The 21,474-nt window shown below is 71.3% G+C and carries 17 protein-coding genes; 8 read left to right on the top strand and 9 right to left on the bottom strand.

Features of this window, described 5'->3' with window-relative positions:
* Positions 1–87 precede the first annotated feature (87 nt).
* From OG589_RS32390 to OG589_RS32365, 6 genes are all read right to left on the bottom strand, one after another.
* The gene (locus OG589_RS32390) at positions 88–1,191 is read right to left on the bottom strand and encodes a sulfotransferase (protein WP_405141836.1); all 1,104 of its coding nucleotides are present in this window, start codon (positions 1,189–1,191) and stop codon (positions 88–90) included.
* Complete coding sequence (locus OG589_RS32385) at positions 1,188–2,801, bottom strand: lipopolysaccharide biosynthesis protein (RefSeq protein ID WP_405141835.1); 1,614 nt, start codon at positions 2,799–2,801, stop codon at positions 1,188–1,190. Before OG589_RS32385 ends, OG589_RS32390 begins: the two co-directional genes overlap by 4 nt.
* Positions 2,802–2,875: 74 nt before the next feature.
* Complete coding sequence (locus tag OG589_RS32380; protein WP_405141834.1) at positions 2,876–3,772, bottom strand: sulfotransferase domain-containing protein; 897 nt, start codon at positions 3,770–3,772, stop codon at positions 2,876–2,878.
* Positions 3,730–4,857: a hypothetical protein gene (locus OG589_RS32375; RefSeq protein WP_405141833.1), complete on the bottom strand. Its 1,128-nt coding sequence runs from the start codon at positions 4,855–4,857 to the stop codon at positions 3,730–3,732. The genes OG589_RS32380 and OG589_RS32375 overlap by 43 nt, the downstream gene beginning before the upstream one ends.
* A complete protein-coding gene (locus OG589_RS32370; protein ID WP_405141832.1) occupies positions 4,854–6,158 on the bottom strand; it encodes an O-antigen ligase family protein in 1,305 nt (434 codons plus the stop codon). Before OG589_RS32370 ends, OG589_RS32375 begins: the two co-directional genes overlap by 4 nt.
* Positions 6,159–6,304: 146 nt before the next feature.
* The gene (locus OG589_RS32365; RefSeq protein ID WP_405141830.1) at positions 6,305–7,561 is read right to left on the bottom strand and encodes a Wzz/FepE/Etk N-terminal domain-containing protein; all 1,257 of its coding nucleotides are present in this window, start codon (positions 7,559–7,561) and stop codon (positions 6,305–6,307) included.
* 330 nt (positions 7,562–7,891) lie between these two features.
* Here OG589_RS32365 and OG589_RS32360 point away from each other — a divergent pair, with 330 nt between their 5' ends.
* Positions 7,892–8,950, top strand: coding sequence for a glycoside hydrolase family 26 protein (locus OG589_RS32360; protein WP_405141828.1), 1,059 nt, complete (start codon positions 7,892–7,894; stop codon positions 8,948–8,950).
* Between the two features lie 34 nt (positions 8,951–8,984).
* Here the strand turns inward: OG589_RS32360 and cysC are convergent, their stop codons facing one another.
* Positions 8,985–10,226 (bottom strand): adenylyl-sulfate kinase, encoded by a 1,242-nt coding sequence (cysC, locus tag OG589_RS32355; protein ID WP_405152175.1) that lies wholly within the window; start codon positions 10,224–10,226, stop codon positions 8,985–8,987.
* Positions 10,227–10,447: 221 nt separating this feature from the next.
* On the opposite strand from cysC, the gene OG589_RS32350 reads away from it, so the two are divergent.
* Together OG589_RS32350 and OG589_RS32345 are read left to right on the top strand one after the other, a co-directional pair.
* Positions 10,448–10,984, top strand: a complete 537-nt coding sequence (locus OG589_RS32350) for a SigE family RNA polymerase sigma factor (RefSeq protein WP_405141826.1) — start codon at positions 10,448–10,450, stop codon at positions 10,982–10,984.
* Positions 10,981–12,237 carry a hypothetical protein gene (locus OG589_RS32345; protein WP_405141824.1) on the top strand — a complete coding sequence of 419 codons (1,257 nt, stop codon included), beginning with the start codon at positions 10,981–10,983 and terminating at the stop codon, positions 12,235–12,237. The genes OG589_RS32350 and OG589_RS32345 overlap by 4 nt, the downstream gene beginning before the upstream one ends.
* A 134-nt stretch (positions 12,238–12,371) precedes the next feature.
* Here the strand turns inward: OG589_RS32345 and OG589_RS32340 are convergent, their stop codons facing one another.
* On the bottom strand, positions 12,372–13,049 hold the full coding sequence (locus OG589_RS32340; RefSeq protein WP_405141822.1) for a class I SAM-dependent methyltransferase: 678 nt from the start codon (positions 13,047–13,049) through the stop codon (positions 12,372–12,374).
* A gap of 362 nt (positions 13,050–13,411) precedes the next feature.
* Positions 13,412–13,885 carry a transposase gene (locus OG589_RS32335; protein WP_405141820.1) on the bottom strand — a complete coding sequence of 158 codons (474 nt, stop codon included), beginning with the start codon at positions 13,883–13,885 and terminating at the stop codon, positions 13,412–13,414.
* Positions 13,886–14,023: 138 nt separating this feature from the next.
* Here OG589_RS32335 and OG589_RS32330 point away from each other — a divergent pair, with 138 nt between their 5' ends.
* From OG589_RS32330 to OG589_RS32310, 5 genes are all read left to right on the top strand, one after another.
* Positions 14,024–14,401: a hypothetical protein gene (locus OG589_RS32330; protein WP_405141818.1), complete on the top strand. Its 378-nt coding sequence runs from the start codon at positions 14,024–14,026 to the stop codon at positions 14,399–14,401.
* A 43-nt stretch (positions 14,402–14,444) separates the two neighbouring features.
* A complete protein-coding gene (locus OG589_RS32325; RefSeq protein ID WP_405141817.1) occupies positions 14,445–15,686 on the top strand; it encodes an RNA-guided endonuclease InsQ/TnpB family protein in 1,242 nt (413 codons plus the stop codon).
* Positions 15,687–16,097: 411 nt separating this feature from the next.
* Positions 16,098–19,676: a transcription-repair coupling factor gene (mfd, locus tag OG589_RS32320; protein WP_405141815.1), complete on the top strand. Its 3,579-nt coding sequence runs from the start codon at positions 16,098–16,100 to the stop codon at positions 19,674–19,676.
* A gap of 56 nt (positions 19,677–19,732) precedes the next feature.
* Positions 19,733–20,374 (top strand): SurA N-terminal domain-containing protein, encoded by a 642-nt coding sequence (locus OG589_RS32315; protein ID WP_405141813.1) that lies wholly within the window; start codon positions 19,733–19,735, stop codon positions 20,372–20,374.
* Between the two features lies 1 nt (position 20,375).
* Positions 20,376–21,353: a MazG family protein gene (locus OG589_RS32310; RefSeq protein ID WP_405141811.1), complete on the top strand. Its 978-nt coding sequence runs from the start codon at positions 20,376–20,378 to the stop codon at positions 21,351–21,353.
* Positions 21,354–21,474: the final 121 nt, after the last annotated feature.

Genomic DNA, 21,474 nt, shown 5'->3' with positions numbered 1-21,474 from the left:
CCGGCGGCCATGACGGGGAAAGGAGCCGCGACCACTGTGCTGCGGCAATCTAGGGCAGCGAACCCCCTGTGGCCCAGGGCAGATCGCTCAGGGGGAATGGGTCAGGCGGCGGATTCGGGTGATCTCCTCGGGGGTGAGGTGATCACGGTAGCGGTCGAGGGCCCGGCGCGAGTCCATGGGCCGGTAGGCGGTGCGTGACAGGCCCGACCAGGCGAAGCCGCCGTCCTTCGCGCCGCGCGGCGGGCCGTCGCCGTTCGAGCCGTCCGCTGGGCCGGCGTTCGTCCGGCCGTCCGCCGGGATGGCGTCCGTCCGGCCGTCCCCCGGGATGGCGTCCGTCCGGCCGTCCCCCGGGATGGCGTCCGTCGGGCCGTCCCCTGCCGTGCAGGCCTGCTCGATCCGCCTTTCGGCCGAGGCCGACCAGGTGAGCCCGCACCACTCGTACAGATCCCGGTAGCCCGTCACCGGGTCGGTGGCGAGGTGCTCGTAGCGGGCCAGGCGGATGGACGGGTGCCGCTCGGCCAGCGCCTCGGCGACGGACCGCGCCACCCGCCACAGGGTGGCGGCCTTGGCGAGGCGGTCCTGTGAGCCGATGAGCGGGCGTAGCGCCTCGACGGATGGGTGGTCGCGCACCAGGAGCGGCTGTTCGAGCAGCTCGTGGAAGTAGACGGTCCACCCCAGCCGTTGCCAGCTCGCCGCGAACGACACCGGGTCGCGCACCAGCAGGACCACGCGGCAGCCCAGGCGCTCGGCGAACCAGCCCGCCGAGAACAGCGCGAACGGGTCGTCCAGCAGCGCCCGGCGTCCTCGTAGCCTGCCCAGCGTGAAGGCGGAGGCGTTCTTCGCCAGGCGCGCCAGGTCGCCGGGCGACCGGTTGCGGCGCAGCTCGGCGGCGTATCGGTAGCGCAGGGCCACGGTGTCGGCGAAGGCGCGCAGCCACGGGCCTTCGTTGTCCTCGCAGATGTACTGGAACCGGTGGCCGACCGTGGCGTTCAGCACCCCGGGGGAGCGGCCGGGCGGGCGCTGCGGGTTGAGCGGCTCGTTGACGTAGACGACCTCGCCTCCGGCGGCGAGCATCTTGCCGGCCCAGCTCGTGCCGCTCCTCGGGAGCCCGGTGACCAGGATGGGCCCACGGTTCACACGGCCTCCGAGCAGGGTGGGCCCCTCCTGCACGTGGCCTCCTCGACGCGTCATGTGGCCTCCTCGGCGCGCCAGGGCCGCAGGGAGGGCAGGCTGTGGACGCCGAACGGGCGCAGCTCGTACCGGCGGGCGATCTGGAAAAGGGGAAGCAGGTTCTTGGCGAGGACCCCGCCGGACCAGCCGAGGACGGCGCCGAACGCGCCGTGGGAGGGCACCAGGACGACGTCCAGGGCGATGGTCACCGCGATCGCACCGAGGATGTTCACCATGCTGGACGCGGTGGCCCCGGCGGCGATGAGCACGACGTCGGCCATGCCGCAGGCCGTCGCCAGCATCATGGTCGCGGCGAGCACGGCCGCCACGGCGGCTCCGTGCCGGTAGCCGTCGCCGAACACCCGCAGCAGCCATGGCGCGAGCGCGGCGTACCCGAGCCACAGGGGCCAGGTCAGGACGATCAGCCACATGGTGGTGATCTGGTAGAGCTTGCGGGCGAGGGAGAGATCGCCCTCCGCGAGTGCGCGTATGAGCCGGGGTTGCACGGCCTGGGTGAGCCCTTGGTTGACGAGCTGGCCGACCACCTTGAACCGCGTGGCGGCGGTGTACAGCGCGGCCTCCTCCGGCCCGGCGAGCACCGCCACGATCACGATGTCGAGCCGCTGGAACACCGCCTGCACCGCGCCCCCGAGTGCCCGAGGCCCCACATAACGCCAGAACTCCCCCGCCGTCCCCCCGACGTACGGCCCCGCCGTTCCGGGGACGTCCGGTCCCGGGGTTCCGGGGACGTCCGGTCCCGGGGTTCCGGGGACGTCCAGTCCCGGAGTTCCGGGGACGTCCGGTCCCGCGGTTTCCCCGGCGTCCGATCCTCGGGTCCCCGTGACGTACGGCTCTGCAGGCACGCGTCGGCGTAACCAGAGGGCGCTGAGGATCAGTACGGGCAGGGCGGGCACGGCCCAGGCGGCGGGGAGCGCCCAGCTGAGACCGGTGGCGGCGCCTGCCAGGGCCACGGCCCCCACGAGGACGAGCTGCGCCGCGGGCTGGAGCACCCCGCTCAGCAGTGCGGTCGGGCGCATCGACCCGAAGCCCCTGGTCGCGGAGACCAGGACGTCGGCACAGACGATCACCGGAAGCGCCACCCCGAGCACCCGAAGCGCCGAGCCCAGCACAGCCGTGACCGAGCTGGACGCGGTGCTGGTCACGGCGGTGCTGGACGCGGCGGAGCCGGACGCTGCCGTGGCATGGGTGGGGACCAGGGCTACCGTGATCGCGTCTGCCCAGACGATCACTAGGATCGCCGTGATGACGGACAGCACGATGACTGGCACCAGTGCTGTACGGAAATACCGGGATATGTCATGCCTGCCGTGCCTGCGTGACCGGGCGATGAAGTAGATCAGCCCGTTGCCCGAGTCCAGCCGGAGGATTCCCGCGACCATCAGGCACAGCGTCGTCGCGGTGAAGATGGCGCCCGCCGTGCCGGCGTCGAGCCCTCGGGTCAGAGCGACCACGATCAGGAACTGCGAACCCGCGTTGACCACCGCCCCGGCAAGCCCCGCCACACCCCCCCTGACCAACGACCCCCCGCCGCCCACCGGCGAGCCCGCGCCGCCCATCGGCGAGCCCGCGCCGCCCATCGGTGAGCCCGCGTCGTCCAGTGGGGAACTCACCCCCTTTACCGGCGAACCCTCGTCGCCCATCGGGGGTAGCGGCCCGTCTGTTGGCGGTGTCGTGTCGTCGCCGGTCATCTGCGCCAGGAGGGAGTGCCGGACAGCCAGGCCTGGAGTCGTTCGTCCCAGGGGGTGAAGTGGTCGGACAGGGTGTTGCGCAGCGAGGCGGGCATGTCGGTGGGCCGGGGACGCGCGTTGTGGCGCTCGAAGATCGGGTCGCCGAGGCGGGGCAACCCCAGGAACTCCAGCACCTCGTCGTACACGCACTCCGGCGAGGTGAAGAACCGCCCGCTGTCGATCACCAGGATCCGGCCCCGGCCGAACAGAGGCTCCAGCCGATCGAGCTGCTCGGCGTACTGGCCCCGGGCGAGGTACGCGTGGTGGCGGTGCGCGTGGCTCAGCACGTACGGCTGCTCGCACAGCCGCTCCGTCACGCCCGCCAGCCGGTGGGGTTCCAGCTCGATCGCGCGCTCGAATGACGGCTCGGTCTCGAAGCCCCGGGCCACCTCGTGGGCGTGAGCGGAGTACGCGCGCTCGACGGGATCGCGGACCAGCACGATGAGCTTCGCCCCCGGCAGGTCACCGGCGATCCGGGAGGCGGCCAGCGGGTGGAACATGTAGTAGGGCGAGGATTCGAAGGCCAGGGGCCGCATGCCGTACCTGCGCTCCAGGCGGTGGGCCGTGGCCTTCAGCGGGAAGTGCGCGCGGTACCACGACAGCCCCTTGCCGTACGCGGCGTCGAAGTAGTGGACGCCCTTGCGGAGCACGGGTTTGAGCATGAGCGGATGCTGAGCGAGGGTGCGGTACAGGGACGTCGTGCCGCCGCGCTGCGCCCCCACGATCAGGAACGATGGCAGGAGGCGCCCGCTCACGGTCAGCCGCCCCGCCGTGTGGGAGACGGCGTGGGCGGACAGCTTCACGGTGCGGTTCAAGGCAGGACCTCCTGATGATCGACGAGCGGATTGAGCCATTGGGAGGGAGGCCCGAGCGGCTGGTGGCCGTCCCGCTCATACCGGTCGGCCAGGGCGATCAGGTAGCGGACCGCAGTCTCCCGCGCCTCGCCCGCCGACAGCCCGAAGGGCGCGAGCGTACGTACGGCCTGCGCCAGGCACGCCTCGGCGGCGACTGGCGGTGGCATCCGGCGCAGCGCCCGCTGGAAGAAGTGGTGAAGTGCGTCGAAGCCCAGGGGCACGCCGGTGGCGAAACGCTCCCAGTCCCAGACGAGCAGCCGGCCGTCGGGCGAGGGAGCCATGTTCCACGGCGAGAAGTCACCGTGCCAGGCGTGGTGGCCGGTGCCGCTCGGCCCCGATGAAAGGCTCACCGGGTGCGGGTGCGGGTGCGGGTGCGGGTGCGGGTGTGCGTGCGCGAGCGGGTGTAGGTGTTGGTAAGGATGTGGATGCGGGTCCCTTCGGCCGGCTCCCGGGGGGGCCACGCGTGGCAGGCCGAGCGTGGCGATCTCCGCGATGGCGCGGTTGAGCAGGGCCGGTGAGATCCGGCCGCGCCGCACCGGCAGGGGGGAGATGCGGTCGCGCCTTACCGGCAGGGGTGAGAGGACCAGCACCTCCAGGCCGTTCCACACCCCGTGGTGCAGGACGGCAGGGCTGACCACGACCTTCAGGGGCGTGGCCGCCAGCAGTTCGAGCGTCGCGCTCTCGTGCCGGACCAGCGCCCGCGAGCGGTCGGTGTCGCCGATCTTGACGAAGGCGAGCGGCTTCCCGGTGGCCCCGTGGATCTCCAGGATCGGTTTGCGGTTCGCGCGCAGGGCCGGTCGTACGTGGCAGGTGGCCCTGACCGGCTCTCCGAGCACCTCGCTGAGGTAGCCCTCGATCGTGCCGGGCCCCTGGGGCAGACGCCGCCGTCCCGGCAGCCACCGGGACCGGGGCACGAGCCGGCGCGGCAGAAACCTGCTCGGCACCAGGGCGTACGCGGCGTACGAGACGCGGCTCGCCGGACAAGCCGCTGGAACGGAAACCGTCGCCCCCACCCCGGGTGGAGAGGGGTAGAGGAGGGGGAGCACCTGGTCGAGGTAGTGGAGGCGGGTGCGGTGGTCGGTCATGGGCGTGCCTCCAGCGCCCGGACGCCATCGGCCCGGCCGTTGCGCCAGAGCAGTGCGAACGAGATCAGGTAGAGGCTCAGCGCGGTCACCAGGCCGTCGTAGACGAACATGTAGAGCAGCACGAGAATCATCACGAGCGTGCCCGCCTGGCCGATCGGCGTGCGGTCGCGCCAGAAGCGGCGGATGGCCCCGGTGAAGAACGCCACGTACAGCGCCGCCCCGGTGAAGCCCTGAGTGATCAGCAGCAGCCAGATCTGCCCGTCGCTCCCCAGCGGCGGATGCCCGCATTCGGCGCACCAGCCGGTCCTGCCCGTAGTGATCGTCTGGTAGTTGCCGAAGGCGTTGCGGGTGTTGCCGTACCCGATGATCGGGGAGTGGGTGGCCGCCTCCAGCGTGCTCGCGACCGTGAACGCCCTGATGGCGTTGCTGTGCGGGCTCTCCAGGCGCTGGGCCACGATGGTGTTGAGCGGGCCGGCGACGAACACGAGCGCCGCCGCCGCGAGGGCCGTGCCGATCGCCAGCCCCGTGCGGGGACGGGCGCGCATGAGGACGTACGCGACGGCGACGGCGAGGCCGATCCACAGGCCGCGGTTCAGCGAGTAGACGATCGGGATCGTGGCCAGCGCGGCCACGGCCACGCACAGGACCCTTCGCATCGGCCCGCCGTAGGTCCACCAGCCGACGACGAACCAGATCAGCAGCACCGAGATGTTGCTGCCCCAGGCGTTGGCCCACTCGAACGGGGCCTCCGGACGCGGCGAGGCGTGCCCGAGGACGTGCTGCACCTGGGCCGCGGTCGGGTGGATCAGGTTGCGGACGAAGGAGTTGCCGCTGATCCACTCGGGCAGCACCATCTCCACGGGCGAGGTGAACTCGAAGCGCGGGGCCACCACGCCGAGCAGCCCGCCGGCCACGGTCGTGACGCACAGCACGCCGAGCATGCGCACCAGCGTGCGCTGCGGCAGCTCCCGCTCGGTGAGGTTGCCCAGGTAGAGCACCATGACCAGCAGGGCGACGTAGAGGGCGAGCCGCATGACGTAACCGAGGACGCGGCCGGTGCCGAGCTCGCCGTACGTGCCGGGAGGCGAGTCGCCCAGCATGAGCGCGCTCACGAGGTAGCCCGCGAGGAGCAGCATCCACAGGCCCATGCCCTTGGGGACCATGATCGGCCGCCGCCGCCAGAGCACGAACGCCATGGGGCCCGCGACGACGAGGATCGACAGGCCGCCGAAGCCCAGGGCCCACCAGAGGGGGTACCCGACGAGCAGCGCGGCGATCGGCCAGGTGACGGGGGGCGGCATCCTCAGGACCCCCGCGCCGTGGGGTCGTACGGGGGGCATCCTCAGGACGCCCGGACCGCCGGGGCGTTCGGGTGGCGGTGGGGTGGGGAGGGGTGGCAGTCGCACGATGCCCGCGCCGCGTGGTGGCGGGGTGGCGGCTGGGGGCCTCACGAGGCCCGGGCCGGAGGGTCGTTCGGGTGGCGGCGGGGGTGAGCGGGGCGGGACTCGCCGCGCGGGAGTGCGGCGGGCGAGGGGAGCAGGATCACGCCCAGCGCCGCGGTGTCGGTGCGCCGGAGCTGCCGCACGGCCTGGGCGAGCTGCTTGGAGCGGGCCGCGCGGCTCTCGACCACCAGCAGGGCGGCGTCGGCCCGTGCCGCCTGGTCGGTGCGCACCCAGATCGGCGCGAGGCCGGTCAGCGCCACGCGCAGGTCGTCGGCGATGGGTTCGGGGTCGGTGCCCGGCGACACGCTCCGTACGAGCAGCTCGCCGCCGTCGCGCAGGTGCCGTGCGACGGCGATGGCGAGCTCGCGCAGCTCGCGGGCGTTCTCGCCCTCGCACAGCACGGGGAGCCCGCTGAGCCGCTCGACGTCGGCCGCGGTTCTGAGCCGGGTGTCGAAGCGGTCGCGGACCATGGCGGCTCCGGTCCCGGCGAGCAGGCCGAGGAACAGCCCGCTGCCGAGGTAGAGCGACGGGCTCGGCTGGGCGGGCGAGGTGGGCGGGCGGGCGTCGCTGATGACGCTGCCGGGGGTGATCGCGACGGTCCTGAGGGCGTCGTACTTCACGGTGAGGTTGTAGACCTGCTTGCTCAGGACGTTCTGCCGCTGGGCGGCGATGGTGCGCGCCGCCGAGCCCGGCACCGTGCGGGGCAGGCCCGTGACGGTCGTGCCGAGGGCGGCGTCGACCTCGCGGAGCTTCCCCGCGAGCACCTTGAGCTGTGCGTTGAGCGCGTGCTTGGCCGTGGCCTCGCGGTTGGCGAGGTACGCCTTGGCGAACGCCTCGGCTCCCGCGGCGGCGGTGACCGGGTCACGGGCGGTGTAGGACACGGCGAGCACGGCGGAGTTGGGCGGCACGGTGACGGTGACCTGGTCCCTGAGCGGGTCGGGGTCCTTGACCTTCAGAGCGCGCGCGGCCCGGGAGGCGACGACGGCCGAACGGGCGACCTGGGCCTCCGTGTCGAGGTTGAGCGGCTCGCGCTGGCGCTGGCTCGTCTGGTTGGTCTGGTCCTGGACGCCGGTGGAGGACACCAGCACCTCGGCGGTCGCCGTGTAGGACGGCGGGGTCATCGCGAGCACGATGCCGCCGCAGCAGAGCCCGGCGAGCAGGAACCCGGCGAGCGCGACCCGGCGCCGCAGCAGCATCGAGCCGAACTCGGCGAACTCGCGCCCGGTGGCCGGGCCGGGGACTGAGGACGCCGGGTGGTTCATGAAAACGGCTGGCCTCTCGACGCGGGGTTGTTATGCATATCTGTCCCTATTGCTGCTTGGAGTCGTCGCCATGGGCGCCGACCCCTGGAACAGATCCAGTGAACTATAGGCACAACCCAAGATTCCTCGACCGCATACAGGAGTTTTTGGGGGTGGCGGATCCGTCCAGCCGCCGCGCATAAATGGATATTTCCATAATTAGGAAGCCGCAGCTCGGCGGCGGGGTACCGAGTTTCCGGCGGCCCGGCGGCGATTAGTGGGAAGGTGAATACCGGCCTTCGGGGAAATGGATTAGAAGGGGGTTTGACCGCCTTGCGCAGACTGACGGGAATGTGGGTTTTCGGGATGGGGATCGCCGCCGGCTGCGGGCTGATCGTTTACGCCGTGTCGTCGGTGCGGCCCCATGAGGAGGTCGCGACCGGAGACCGCGCGCCCGCGGCCGGCATGACGGTTCCGAGCGGTGCCCCGGGCTGTGTCGCGACGGCCAAGCTCATCCCGAGCTGCGGCGCGTGGTGGGGAGTGGCCCCCGACGTCTTCGGCGGCCGGCCGCCCTCACTGGCCATCGCCGCCGCCGAGGAGCGCATGGGCCGCAGGGCCGACATCGTGCACGTGTACCACCGGGGCGGCGACCCGTTCCCCACGCCGGAGGAGCGGCAGCTCGCCAAGAAGCGGCTGCTGCTGATCAACTGGAAGCCGTCCGTCCACGACACCTGGGCCGAGATCGCCGGCGGCGCGATCGACGCCCGCATCGACCGCGTCGCCGAGCGGATCAAGCACAGGCTGCGCGTACGGTTCTTCCTCACCATCCACCACGAGCCCGAGAACGACGTGCGCGCCAGCCCGGGGTCGGGGATGACCGCGGAGGACTACGCCGCGATGTACCGCCACGTGGTGCTGCGCCTGCGCGAGCGCGGCGTCAGGAACGCCGTGATGGTCATGACCTACATGGGGGCACCCAACTGGGCGACCAAGCCGTGGTTCGAGCAGCTCTATCCCGGTGACGACGTCGTCGACTGGATCGGCCTCGACCCGTACGCCGACCGCCGGGTGAACGACTTCGCCAACCTGGTCGACAAGACCCGTGGTGACCACGCGAGCTGGCCGGGCTTCTACCGCTGGACGCAGATGCGGTTCCCCGGCAAGCCGATCATGGTGGCCGAGTGGGGGGCCTTCGAACGGCACGACGATCCGGGCTTCAAGGTCACCTTCTTCAACTCGGTGCGCCGCCAGATCCGGGGGTACCCGCAGATCAAGGCCCTGGTCTACTTCGACTCGCCGCGCGCGCCGCGGGGCGACACGCGCTTCGACTCAACCGTGCCCGCCGCGCGCGCCTTCACCGAGCTGGCGCGCGCGCCGTACTTCAGCTCGACGCCCGTCCCCGACCACTGACCGCCGGCAGGCGTACGCGCCGGCAGGCGTACGGTCAGCGGATCCAGCCGCCCGAGCTGAGCACACCCAGCACGGAGTCGACGGCCCTCTCGACCGCCATGCCGGTCGTGTCGAGGGTCAGGTCGGCGTCGTCGGGCTCCTCGTACGGGTCGGAGATGCCGGTGAACTCCGGGATGAGCCCCGCCCGCGCCTTGGCGTACAGCCCCTTGCGGTCGCGGCGCTCGCACTCCCCCAGCGGCGTGGCCACGTGGACCAGCACGAAGTCGGCCCCCACCGCCTCGACCATGTGGCGCACCTCGTCGCGCGTCGCGGCGTACGGGGCGATGGGCGCGCAGATGGCCAGGCCGCCGTGCCGGGCGACCTCGGCGGCGACGAAGCCGATCCTGCGGATGTTCAGGTCGCGGTCGTGCTTGGAGAACGTCAGCCCCGCCGAGAGCTGCCGCCGCACCACGTCGCCGTCCAGGTAGGTGACGGTGCGGCTGCCGCGTTCGAGCAGCGCGTCGTGCAGGCCGCGGGCGATCGTCGACTTGCCCGACCCGGACAGGCCGGTGAAGAACACCACCAGGCCGCGCCGATGCGGCGGCCCGGGCAGCGTGATGGGCTCAGGCCCCGCCAGGTGCTCGTCGGCGCCGTAGGCGGTGGCGATGTGCTCGCGGAGCTCCAGGTCGATCTCGGGCTCGCGGGGGGCGAGGGGGACCACGGCGACCTGGGTGCCGGACGGGAGCCGGTCGCGGGCCTTGAGCGCCGCGCGCACGACCGCGGGGCCGCCCTCGCCGAAGGCCAGGGGGAGCAGCAGGATCGTCGCGTCCAGCTCGCGGGCCGTGGCGGTGATCTCGTCCAGGTCGTCCAGCGGGCCCCGCATGGTGACCACGAGGACGGCACGGTCGCCCAGCTCGGCGCGCACCTGCGCTGGGGGACGCCGGAGGCGCGCGAAGGGGCCGTGCTCGGAGGCGCCCAGCGACTTCACCGGGCCGGCCACCAGGCCGTCGGCCGTGCGCTCGGTCACGGTCATCGAGGCGATCGCGGCGCCCTCCGGGTCGCGCAGCGTGAGCTCCTGCCCGGCGGACACGGGGTGGTCGTGCGGCAGCATCAGCGTGACCGGGTCCGGCCAGGGCGTGCCGTCGGCCAGGCGGCCGTTCTCGACGACCGAGGCGACGTCGGCCGACCCGAGGAAGCCCGTGAGGGGGTCGAAGGCGCCGGAGAGCAGCAGCTCCAGATCGGCGAGCTCGCGGGCGTCGGGCACCCAGTCGGGGGTCCACTCGGGGTTCGCCGTCATCTGCTCCACATTTCCCACTGGGCCAGGATATTTACGGTTGGCGGGGGAGGCCTGGCCTGCCTCGTCCCGCGCGGCACCCTACCTTTCCACCCCGCGCCCCGTCGCCGCGCGGGGAAGCCGCTGGAAGCCGCCTGGGAAGCCGCTCGGGAAGCCCGTGCGATCGAGAGGCATAGCGAAGCGGAGCCGACCGCGTCCTAGAGGCTGACATCGACCCTCTGGAGGTGATCGTGGACGTTGCCGAGGAGCGACGTTTCCGCGAGTTCGTGTCGGCGAGCTCGCCGGCGCTCATGAGGCTGGGGTTCCTGCTCACGGGCGGGGACCAGCATGCGGCCGAAGACCTGCTTCAGACGGTCCTGGCCAGGACCGCCACCCGCTGGTCCCGTATCGGCGAGCCCGAGGCGTACGTGCGGCGCGCGATGTACCGCCAGCAGGTGAGCTGGTGGCGTCTGGCCTCCCGGCGGCGGGAGACCGTGGTGGCCCAAACCCCTGACGTCGCGGGACGCGACGACACGCACACGGCCGACCTGAAGCTCGTCCTGCGCCACGCGCTGGCCCGGCTCACCGCGCGGCAGCGTGCCGTGCTGGTGCTCCGTTACTTCGAGGACCTCCCCGAGGCCGAGGTGGCGCACATCATGGGCTGCTCGGTCGGAACGGTCCGCAGCACGGCCCACCGTTCGCTCGCCCGGCTGCGCGCCGTCGCGCCCGAACTCGCCGACCTCCGCCTGCCCGACCACCCTTTTGAGGAGGCCACCTCGTGAAGCTGGAAACCCTGCTGCCGGAGACGCTCCGGGACTGGGCCGAGGACGCCCGGGTCCCCCATGATCTCGCCGACCGGGCCCTGCGGGGGCGGCCCCGGCGTCCGATGATCACTGTGTCGTTCGCCGCGGGGGCGACCGCCGCCGTCGTGGTCGCGGGCGTGCTCGCCCCCAGGCTGATCCCCTCGGAGGCCCCGGGGGGCGGTGTGGCGGTCGCGGTGGATCCCTCGCCGGTGGCTCCGTCGCCGGGCGAGGACTCTGCCGCGCCCACCCCCGAGGACGTGCGGGCGCCGGACTCGGTGCTGACCGATACCGAGAACCCTCTGCCGAAGAAGCTGATCGCCGCGGGGAGGGTCGCCGTCTCGGCGTACTACGTGTGGGCGCGGGAGAAGATCGGCGACAGGAGTGACCGCCGTCACGAGACGTGGTTCCTCTACAACGCCGGGACCGGGACGTACGAACAGACCGACTGGGCCAAGCTCGACGTGGCTCCGGGCATGAAGCTCGCGGCCGTGCTGGAGCGCGACCTGCCCGCCCGCCGGGTCGGCGTGCTCGACATGACCACCCTGGAGGTCGTCAAGTGGGTCGACTTCGATCACCCCGTGGCCGACGTCTCCTGGTCGCCCGATGGCACCAAGCTGCTCGCCACGGCGTACGACAAGGACCCCACGATCCGCACCCACGTCTCCGCCGACGGGAACAGCTGGAGAAGCTCGGACCCCGGGCGCACCGGCTTCCAGGTGGTCGACGTGGCGTCGGGCCGGGCGTCGTTCCACCCCGTGCCCGCGCAGAGCGGCAGCCGGAGGTCGGCGATCTCCGCCTTCCGGTGGTCCGACGACGGCACGCTGATCTCGGAACCCGACGAGGTGAAGGGGTACGACAACAGGCTGTACTACGACCTGGACGGGCGGCGGCAGGACGACGCGCCGAAGGATCTGGTCAAGACCTACCAGCGGGCGGGCGTCTCCCCCAACGGGGCGCTGTACGCCGATGAAGGCACGCCGCCGGGCCCGGAGACGACGGTCAAGGATGTCGCCACCGGCAAGGTCGTCGGCAGGCAGAAGATGCTCCAGCTTCTCGCCTGGGCCGACGACGGGCACCTGATCGCCCTCGGCTGCGCGGGAGCCTGCGAGAACGAGTTCCACAACGGACTGGTGCTGGTCAGCATCGACGGGAAGACGAAGGTCCAGCTCTCGGGCAACCGCGAGAACACCCAACGCCCCAGAAGCTGGGAGCCCCTCTTCACTCGCCGCTGAACGACCGGCGGGTCACCCGCCGTAGTCCGGCGCCGGTACCGCCGTACCACGTCCCGCCGTATCGGCGCCGTGGCGTTAGCGCGCTGGTGGCGGGGTGTGAGGCGGTGGCGTGGTGGAAGCTGGTGGCCGGTGCGTCAGATCAGGCGGGCGAAGTGGTTCTGGGGTTTGCGGATCACCAGCGTGACCTCGTCCCTGGTGGAAGGGAGGCGGTCGCCCGCCAGCCTCCCGACCACCTGGCAGACGACGCGTACGAGCTTGGCGTGCGGGCCGCGCAGCGCGGGACCGGACGACCCGGAGTAGTCCTCGGCGATCATCAGCCCGCGCATCAGGCAGTACGAGTGGATGCCCTCGCGGGAGGCCACCTGCTCGTAGATCGCCGGGAGCGGGCCGACCATGCCCTTGGGGGCGAAGCGCGACCACAGGAGCCGGCGCAGCCAGCCCGGCATGAAGCGGTCGCAGAAGCCGTACGCGGAGGACCGGTCGCGCATGCGGATCAGCAGCAGGCCGCCGGGGCGCAGGGCGTTGACCATGCGGTCGAGCACGAGCTCGGCGTGGTGCACGCGCTCCAGCAGGAAGGCGACGTGCACGACGTCGAAGGTGCGGGGCAGCAACGGCGCGGCGCGCAGATCGCCGAGGAACCTCGCGTCCAGGTCGTCGCGGCGTCCGGTCGAGGCGCGCAGCACGGGGAGGTCCTCGTCGATGCCCGTGACGCGGGTCTCGACGCGGTCGACGTCGACGGTGTCGCCGCGCCCGCATCCGGCGATCAGGATGTCGAGCCGCCGGCCGAGCTGCTCGGTCCACAGCTCACGCATACGGAGACTGAACACGTCGCCTTGGGTTGCCGGCCACCATCGAACCTCAGACATGTGACTCAGGGTAGTCATGAAAACTCCTTCCGTAGTGGATTTACCGGGGAGCCGCAAAAGGCCCCGCCCTAAAGCTTTAGGGCGGGGATGAATGCGGTCCCCTTTAGGGGATGGCCCGCTGTGAGGCGGGAGGGCCCCGGAGCCCGTAGCGCGAGCCCGAGAGGTGCCCGAGAGGTCAGGTGGGGCGGCGCTGGTGTTCGATGTGCTGACCGGAAAATGACGACCTCAGCTGGGCAGGCGGCAGCGCACCCCGACCGATAATTGCCGATCGGGGCTGGTCGAGAACGGTATGGGTCAGGCAGTCTGGGTCAGAGTGACGGTGAACCCGAGTGCTTGGAGTTGCCGGACGTGGGTGCGGGTCTTCTTGCTCGGTCGATCTTGTTGGCGTGGTAGTCGGAGCCCAGATCGCGGTAGCGGGCGGTGGGATCGGCGAGCAGGTGCCAGACGATGACCAGGATCGAGCGGGCGACGGCGACCAGGGCCTTGAGCTTGCCCCGGCGTTTGACGATCCGCCGATAGCGTTCGCCAAGGAAGCTGTCGGTTCGGCCGCCACGGCCGCGGCGGTTCCCAGCACGCCCTTCAGGTAGGGGTTGCCCTTGCCGGTCTTGCCGCCCCGGCTCTTTGGGTCCGGACTGGATGGTGCGGGGACACAGCTTGGCCCAGGAGGCCAGGTGTCCGGCGGTGGCGAAGCAAGCCATGTCCAGCCCGACCTCGGCCAGGATGACCTGGGCGATCTGCGGGCTGATGCCGGGGATCTCATCCAGCCGTTCCACCGCGCCCATGGCTTGGCGGATGATCGCGCCAACCTCGAGATGCCCGGCCGGGTATCGCTGTCACGGTCGCCGTCGCTGTCCTGCTGATCGCGATCGTCGGCTGCTCGGGCGTCGGGCAGCTGGCCCAGTAGCGTTTCGATCCCGGTGGTGAGCTTGGCGATCGAGGCGTCCAAGCCGTCGATCTGCGCCAGCAGCATGGCGGCGAGTTCGGCGTGGTGGTCGTCGAACTGGCCGGTCAACGCCTCGACCAGCGCGGGAATCTTGACCCGCATCTTGCCCCGGGCCGGCTCGGCCGGCACCCGCGGGTTACGCTCCCCGGCGATCAGCGCCTCGATCATGTCCCGGATCGAGGCGCTCGTCAGCGTGCTGGCCACTGATGACACCTTGATCAGGGAGTCTTCGTTCTCCTCGCCAAGATCGGGGGATGAGACTTGCATGGCGGAAACCGGGTGTCCTCCACGCGATGTTCAGGTTCTGTCGTTCTGTCGTCACGGACCGGGTGCTCTGGATAATGTGTTCGAGTAACCGGTGAGGTTCCAGCTTGCGTTCGTGACGGGAGGTGTTCGGGGTGAGGCTGCGCTACAACTACCGGCTTTACCCTGATGAGTCTCAGCGGCAACTGCTGGCCAGGACGTTCGGGTGTGCCCGGGTGGTGTGGAACGACGCTTTGGCGGCGCGCAGGGCCGCCCGCAAGGCCGGGCTGCCCTACATCGGGGACGCCGAGATCCAGCGTCTGGTGCTCACCGCAGCGAAGAAGACCCCCGAGCGGGCGTGGCTGCGCGAGGTGTCCTCGGTCGTGCTGCAGCAGTCGGTCCGCGATCTGAACACCGCCTACAAGAACTTCTTCGACTCGGTGTCGGGTAGGCGTAAGGGCCCGAAGATGGGCTTGCCGGTTTTCAAGTCCCGCCACGACCACCGGCAGGCAGCCCGGTTCAACACCAACGCCTTCTCCCTCACTGCCGAGGGCCGGCTGTGCCTGGCGAAGGTCGGGCAGGTGGAGGTCCGCTGGTCGCGCGCGCTGCCCGCGGCCCCGTCGTCGGTCACGGTCGTCAGGGACGCCGCGGGGCGGTATTTCGCCTCGTTCGTGGTGGAGGTCGACGATGCCGCTCAGGTGCTGCCTGAGGTCGATGCGGAGACGGGGATCGATCTGGGGCTGACCCATTACGCGATCCTGTCCGGCGGGGAGAAGATCGCGAACCCGAGATGGTTGCGGCGCAGGGAGAAGAAGCTCGCCCGGCTGCAGCGGGGCCTGTCGCGTAAGAAGAAGGGCTCGGCCAATCGGGACAAGGCGCGGGTGCGGGTCGCCCGCCAGCACGTCAAGGTCGCCGACGCGCGCCGTGATTTCCTGCACCAGACCAGCACCTCGATCATCCGTGAGAGCCAAGCGGTGCATGTCGAGGATCTGGCGGTGCGGGGGCTGGCGCGGGGCCGGTTGGCCAAGTCGGTCCATGACGCGAGCTGGGCGGCGTTCCTGGCCCTGCTGGCGGGCAAGGCCGCCCGGTACGGCCGCACCCTGACCAGGATCGACCGCTGGTATCCCTCGTCCCAGCTGTGTCCCTGCTGCGGATGGCGGAACGGGAAACTCCCGCTCGATGTGCGGGAGTGGGACTGCCCGTCGTGTGGCGAGCATCATGACCGGGATGTCGCCGCGGCGATCAATATTCTGCTTGAGGGGCAGCGGCTCACCGCTGCGACCGTGGCCGCCGGGCCGGCTGGACACGGCATAAACGACTGTGGAGGGCAGGTAAGACCAGGGAAGGCAACTCCGACCCTGGCACCGCCCGGAACCTACGGTGCGCAAGCGGCGTAGCGGAAGCAGTAAGGACCTCACGGCGACGTGGGGGAATCCTTGGCGTTCACGCCGAGGAGGAGGTCAAGAAAGGAGCCTCGCCATGACCAGGCCACAGGCCCTTCGTGACCGGGCGGGGGCGCGAGGCCGCCCGCTGGTACTTTCGCGACAAGTCCCCCTCGATCGGGCGGAGGGGTGGTTCCCGGCATGGCGGGGCCGAGGGGGAAGTAGCCTTGTGGTAATCCCGGTGATTCGACGAACCCGGGATCGCGCGTGTCGCCGTACACACCGCACGGAGCCGTGCGGCCGTACGGAGTGGTCGCTGTTCGGGCGCGCGCGGTGGTGGGTCGCCACGTGGGGTGTTCGTAGCCGAGCAGGCGGTCCGCGAGGCGAATGATAAGGCGGGCGTGACCATGTGGGGGCATTTCTAAGATGAGTCTTTCCGGACTGCTCGACCTTGTCGTCGCCGAACCACAGCTGGCCGGGGCCCTGGAACGCACAGGTGAGGACATCAACCTCATCGCACCGCCTGCGCTCCGGCCGTTCGCGGTGGCGGCCCTGGCGCGCCACCGGCCCGTGCTCGCCGTCACGGCGACCGCGCGGGAGGCGGAGGACCTCGCCGCGGCGCTCACCGGCCTCGTCGGGGAGCACGCCGTCGCGGTCTTCCCGGCCTGGGAGACGCTGCCGCACGAGCGCCTTTCGCCGCGCAGCGACACGGTCGGCCAGCGCCTGGCCGTGCTGCGCAGGCTGGCCCACCCCGTCCAGGGCGACGCCGCCGCCGGGCCGCTGAGCGTCGTCGTGGCGCCGATCCGCGCCCTGCTGCAGCCGCTGGTCACCGGCCTCGGCGACCTGGAGCCGGTACGGCTGCGCTCGGGCGACGACGCCGACCTCGAAGAGGTGGTCGAGCGCCTGGTCGGCAACGGCTACCACCGGGTCGACATGGTGGAGAAGCGCGGCGAGGTCGCCGTGCGAGGCGGCCTGCTCGACGTGTTCCCCCCCACCGAGGAGCACCCCCTGCGCCTGGAGTTCTGGGGCGACACGATCGAGGAGATCCGCTGGTTCAAGGTCGCCGACCAGCGTTCGCTCGAAGTGGCCGAGGGCGGCCTGTTCGCCGCGCCGTGCCGCGAGCTGCTCCTCACCGCGGAGGTCAGAGAGCGGGCGAGCGATCTCGGCGAGCTGCATCCCGCGCTGAAGGAGATCCTCGACCAGCTCGCCGACGGCATCCCGGTCGAGGGCATGGAGGCGTTCGCGCCCGTGCTCGTCGACGGCATGGACCTCCTGCTCGACCACCTCCCCGCCCGCGCGGCGGTGTTCGTCTGCGACCCCGAGCGCATCCGCGGTCGTGCCGTCGAGCTGGTGCACACCAGCCAGGAGTTCCTCGAAGCGTCGTGGATCAACGCGGCGGCCGGGGGAGAGGCGCCGATCGACCTCGGCGCCGCGGCGTTCCGCAGCCTCGGCGAGGTGCGCCACCACGCCCGCGAGCTGGGGCAGCCCTGGTGGACCGTCGCGCCGTTCGCGACCACCGACCGCACCGGTCAGCCGGGCCGCGTGGACGGCTCCGGCGGGCCGGACCTCGCCGAGGACGACGTGTACGGCGAGAGCGAGATCATCGAGCTGTCGGCCCGCGAGGCCGAGTCGTACCGGGGTGACACCCAGCGCGCCCTGGGGGACATCAAGGGGTGGCTCGGCGACGGGCGCGCGGTCGTGCTGCTCAGCGAGGGCCACGGCCCCGCCGAGCGCATGGTCGAGCTGCTCAGGGGTGTGGACGTCGCCGCCAGGCTGGTGCCCGCCCTCGACACCGCCCCCGGCAGGGACGTGGTCAACGTCACCACCGGCCGCGTCGAGCACGGCTTCGTCAGCGACGCCGTGGCCGTGCTCACCCATCTCGACCTGGTGGGGCAGAAGGCCTCCACCAAGGACATGCGGCGGCTGCCGTCCCGGCGCAGGAACATGGTCGACCCGCTCCAGCTCAAGGTGGGCGACTACGTCGTGCACGGCCAGCACGGCGTGGGGCGCTACATCGAGATGGTCCAGAGGGCCGTCCAGGGCGCCACGCGCGAGTACCTCGTGATCGAGTACGCCAGGGGCGACCGGCTGTACGTGCCGACCGACCAGCTCGACGAGGTCACCCGGTACGTCGGCGGCGAGTCGCCCACGCTCAACCGCATGGGCGGCGCCGACTGGGCCAAGGCCAAGTCGCGGGCCAAGAAGGCCGTCAAGGAGATCGCCGGCGAGCTGATCCGCCTGTACAGCGCCCGCATGGCCTCGCCCGGGCACGCCTTCGGCTCCGACACCCCGTGGCAGCGCGAGATGGAGGACGCCTTCCCCTACGCCGAGACCGGCGACCAGCTAGAGGCGATCGACGAGGTCAAGCGCGACATGGAGCGCGCGGTGCCGATGGACCGCCTGATCTGCGGCGACGTCGGCTACGGCAAGACCGAGATCGCCGTGCGGGCGGCGTTCAAGGCCGTCCAGGACGGCAAGCAGGTCGCCGTCCTGGTGCCGACCACGCTCCTCGTCCAGCAGCACCTGTCGACCTTCGGCGAGCGGTTCGCGAGCTTCCCCGTCGTGGTCAAGCCCGTGTCGCGCTTCCAGACCGACGGAGAGGTCAAGGGGACGCTCGAAGCGCTCAGGGAGGGCGGCGTCGACATCGTGATCGGCACGCACCGGCTGCTCAACCCGGACATCCGGTTCAAGCAGCTCGGCCTCATCATCGTCGACGAGGAGCAGCGCTTCGGAGTCGAGCACAAGGAGGCCATGAAGCACATGCGCACGCAGGTGGACGTGCTCGCCATGTCGGCGACGCCGATCCCGCGCACGCTGGAGATGGGCCTCACCGGCATCCGTGAGATGTCCACCATCCTGACCCCGCCGGAGGAGCGGCACCCGATCCTCACCTTCGTCGGCCCGTACGACGAGAAGCAGATCGCGGCGGCCGTGCGGCGCGAGCTGATGCGCGACGGCCAGGTGTTCTTCGTGCACAACCGCGTGTCCTCGATCAACAAGGTGGCCGCCCGCCTCCGCGAGCTGGTGCCCGAGGCCCGCGTGGCGGTCGCGCACGGGCAGATGAACGAGCAGCAGCTCGAAAAGATCATGGTCGGCTTCTGGGAGCGCGAGTTCGACGTGCTCGTCAGCACCACCATCGTGGAGTCCGGCCTCGACATCCCCAACGCCAACACCCTGATCGTCGACCGCGCGGACAACTACGGCCTGTCGCAGCTCCACCAGCTCCGCGGCCGGGTCGGCCGGGGCCGCGAGCGCGGGTACGCCTACTTCCTGTACCCGCCGGAGGCGCCGCTCACCGAGACCGCGCACGAGCGCCTGGCGACGATCGCCCAGCACACCGAGATGGGCGCCGGCATGTACGTCGCCATGAAGGACCTGGAGATCCGCGGCGCGGGCAACATCCTCGGCGCCGAGCAGTCCGGCCACATCGCGGGCGTGGGCTTCGACCTGTACGTCCGCATGATGGCCGAGGCCGTGCAGGAGCAGAAGGCCAAGCTCGCCGGCGAGGAGGTCGTCGAGGAGCGCGCGGACGTCAAGGTCGAGCTGCCGGTCAACGCGCACATCCCCCACGACTACGTCACCTCCGAACGGCTGCGCCTTGAGGCGTACAAGCGTCTCGCCGCCGTGGGGTCCGGCGCCGACATCGTGGCCGTCCGCGAGGAGCTCGTCGACCGGTACGGGCGTCCGCCGCAGGAGGTGGACAACCTGCTGGAGGTGGCCCGCTTCCGGGTGCACGCACGCAAGGCCGGGCTGAGCGACGTCGCCTTCCAGGGCCAGCACATCAGGTTCGCCCGGGTGTCGCTGCGCGAGTCGCAGCAGGTGCGCCTGGACCGGCTTTACCCCAAGGCGATCTACAAGGTGGCCGCGGAGACCCTGCTCGTGCCGGTTCCGAAGACCAAGCCCATAGGCGGCCAGCCGCTGCGCGACCTCGATCTGCTCAAATGGTGCACCGACCTGGTCGAGGCCCTGTTCCTCGAACCCGCCAGGGCCGCAGGTGCTCGATGACCGTTCTCGCGCGCGGTTTGAGTAGAGTAAGCCCGCGTCTGTCGAAGGGACCGCTAGTGAAGTCGAATCGTGTGCGCGTGCTGCCGGCCGTCGCGGCCGCAGTGCTCGCCGGTGCCGCGCTGACCGCCTGTTCCTCGCCCGTGCAGGTCGGCACGGCGGCGACCGTCGGGAGCAGCCGCATCACCAATGGCGAGCTGGACTCCGAGGTCACGGAGTACCAGGCCGCGCTGAAGCAGGCCAAGATCACCGAGGCGCAGCTCCAGATCCCGTCCATCCCGCGGGCCGTGCTGCTGCAGATGATCTCCATTCGCCAGTTCGAGCAGTTCGCGCAGCGCAACGGCGTCGCGGTGACCGAGCGCGAGGTCGCCGACTTCCTCACCGAGCAGGGTGGCATCGAGAAGATCGGCCCGGCGGCGCTCACCAAGGGCGTGCCGCCGTCCGAGACCAACGCCTGGGTCCGCACCGCCCTGATCTACCAGAAGTCGCTGCAGAAGTACGGCGCCAACCTGACCGATCAGGCCTCCGTCCAGACCGCCCAGGTGAAGCTGTTCGGGCAGATGGACACCATTCCGGTCAAGGTCTCCCACCGCTACGGCACCTGGGACCCGCAGCAGGGCCTCATCGAGGAGGCACGGTTCGGCAAGCCCGCCGCCGGCACCGAGGAGACACCCCAGCCGGATCCCGCCGCCGGCCAGTGACATGACCCTCGTCGTCGTCACGACCTCGCCCAGGGTGGCCCCCGGCCTGCTGAGCGGGCGGGCGTGGGCGGTGCTCGGCTCCGGCCGGGTGCTCACCGGGTCAGGCGACCATCCCCTCCTGCCCTACCTCGCGGACGAGGGCATCCCGGTCGAGGTCGTGACGCCCGACCCGGCCGCCCTGGCGCGCGAGAGCCGCGACGGCACGGTGGTCTGGCTCGCCGCGCAGGACGGCGACGAGCCGTTCATGCGCGCGGTAGGCCGCGCCGCGCTCGACATGGAGGACCCACCCGTCATCGAGCTGGTCCCCGGCTCGTACGACCTGCCGGGCGCGCGGCTGCTCGACCTCGTGGCCGTCATGGACCGGCTGCGCCGCGACTGCCCGTGGGACGCCAAGCAGACCCACGAGTCCCTCGTGCCTTACCTGCTCGAGGAGTCGTACGAGGTCCTTGAGACCATCGAGGACGGCGACTACGCCGCGCTGCGGGAGGAGCTGGGCGACCTGCTCCTGCAGGTGATGTTCCATTCCCGCCTGGCCCAGGAGCGCTCGCCCGACGACGGCGGCTTCGACGTGGACGACGTCGCGGGAGGCATCGTCGACAAGCTGGTCCGGCGCCATCCCCACGTGTTCTCGGACACCGTGGTGAGCGGCGCCGAGGAGGTCAGCGACAACTGGGACACCATCAAGGCCGCCGAGCGGGCCGCCAAGGGCTGGGAGTCGCTGCTCGACGGCGTCCCGATGGGCCAGCCGGCGCTCTCGCTCGCCAACGGGCTCCAGAGCCGGGCCGAGCGCGCGGGGGTCCCCGACGCGCTCGCGCGCGCTGTCGGCCAGGGCATCGGCCGCGAGCTGTTCGACCTCGTACGGCGGGCGCGCGCGGCGGGTCTCGACCCCGAGGCCGAGCTCCGCGCCGCCGCCCGCGCCTACCGCGACCGGGTCCGCACCTGGGAGCGGTCGGAGCAGACATCGTTCCCCGAGCGTTGACGGCAACTGTTAGCGGCGTGTTCGCGGGGAGGCGTAGCCGTACTGGCCGGTAGGGCCCGATAGGCTCATGAGGCAAACCGTCCGCAACCGCATCGCGCACGACGGCGCGGTGGTGGGTTCC

It is taken from the genome of Sphaerisporangium sp. NBC_01403 (assembly GCF_045040145.1).
Lineage (GTDB): Bacteria > Actinomycetota > Actinomycetes > Streptosporangiales > Streptosporangiaceae > Sphaerisporangium > Sphaerisporangium viridialbum.
The sequence above is the reverse complement of the archived record's forward strand: the minus strand, read 5'-3'. Positions and strand labels throughout refer to the sequence as shown.

Coding starts and splice junctions, on each gene's coding strand:
- OG589_RS32310 (WP_405141811.1), top strand. CDS start 20,376: ATGACCCTCGTCGTCGTCACGACCTCGCCCAGGGTGGCCCCCGGCCTG.
- OG589_RS32335 (WP_405141820.1), bottom strand. CDS start 13,885: ATGGGCGCGGTGGAACGGCTGGATGAGATCCCCGGCATCAGCCCGCAG.
- OG589_RS32365 (WP_405141830.1), bottom strand. CDS start 7,561: ATGAACCACCCGGCGTCCTCAGTCCCCGGCCCGGCCACCGGGCGCGAG.
- OG589_RS32375 (WP_405141833.1), bottom strand. CDS start 4,857: ATGACCGACCACCGCACCCGCCTCCACTACCTCGACCAGGTGCTCCCC.
- OG589_RS32390 (WP_405141836.1), bottom strand. CDS start 1,191: ATGACGCGTCGAGGAGGCCACGTGCAGGAGGGGCCCACCCTGCTCGGA.
- mfd (WP_405141815.1), top strand. CDS start 16,098: ATGAGTCTTTCCGGACTGCTCGACCTTGTCGTCGCCGAACCACAGCTG.
- OG589_RS32360 (WP_405141828.1), top strand. CDS start 7,892: ATGTGGGTTTTCGGGATGGGGATCGCCGCCGGCTGCGGGCTGATCGTT.
- cysC (WP_405152175.1), bottom strand. CDS start 10,226: ATGACGGCGAACCCCGAGTGGACCCCCGACTGGGTGCCCGACGCCCGC.
- OG589_RS32340 (WP_405141822.1), bottom strand. CDS start 13,049: ATGCGTGAGCTGTGGACCGAGCAGCTCGGCCGGCGGCTCGACATCCTG.
- OG589_RS32370 (WP_405141832.1), bottom strand. CDS start 6,158: ATGCCGCCCCCCGTCACCTGGCCGATCGCCGCGCTGCTCGTCGGGTAC.
- OG589_RS32380 (WP_405141834.1), bottom strand. CDS start 3,772: ATGGCTCAATCCGCTCGTCGATCATCAGGAGGTCCTGCCTTGAACCGC.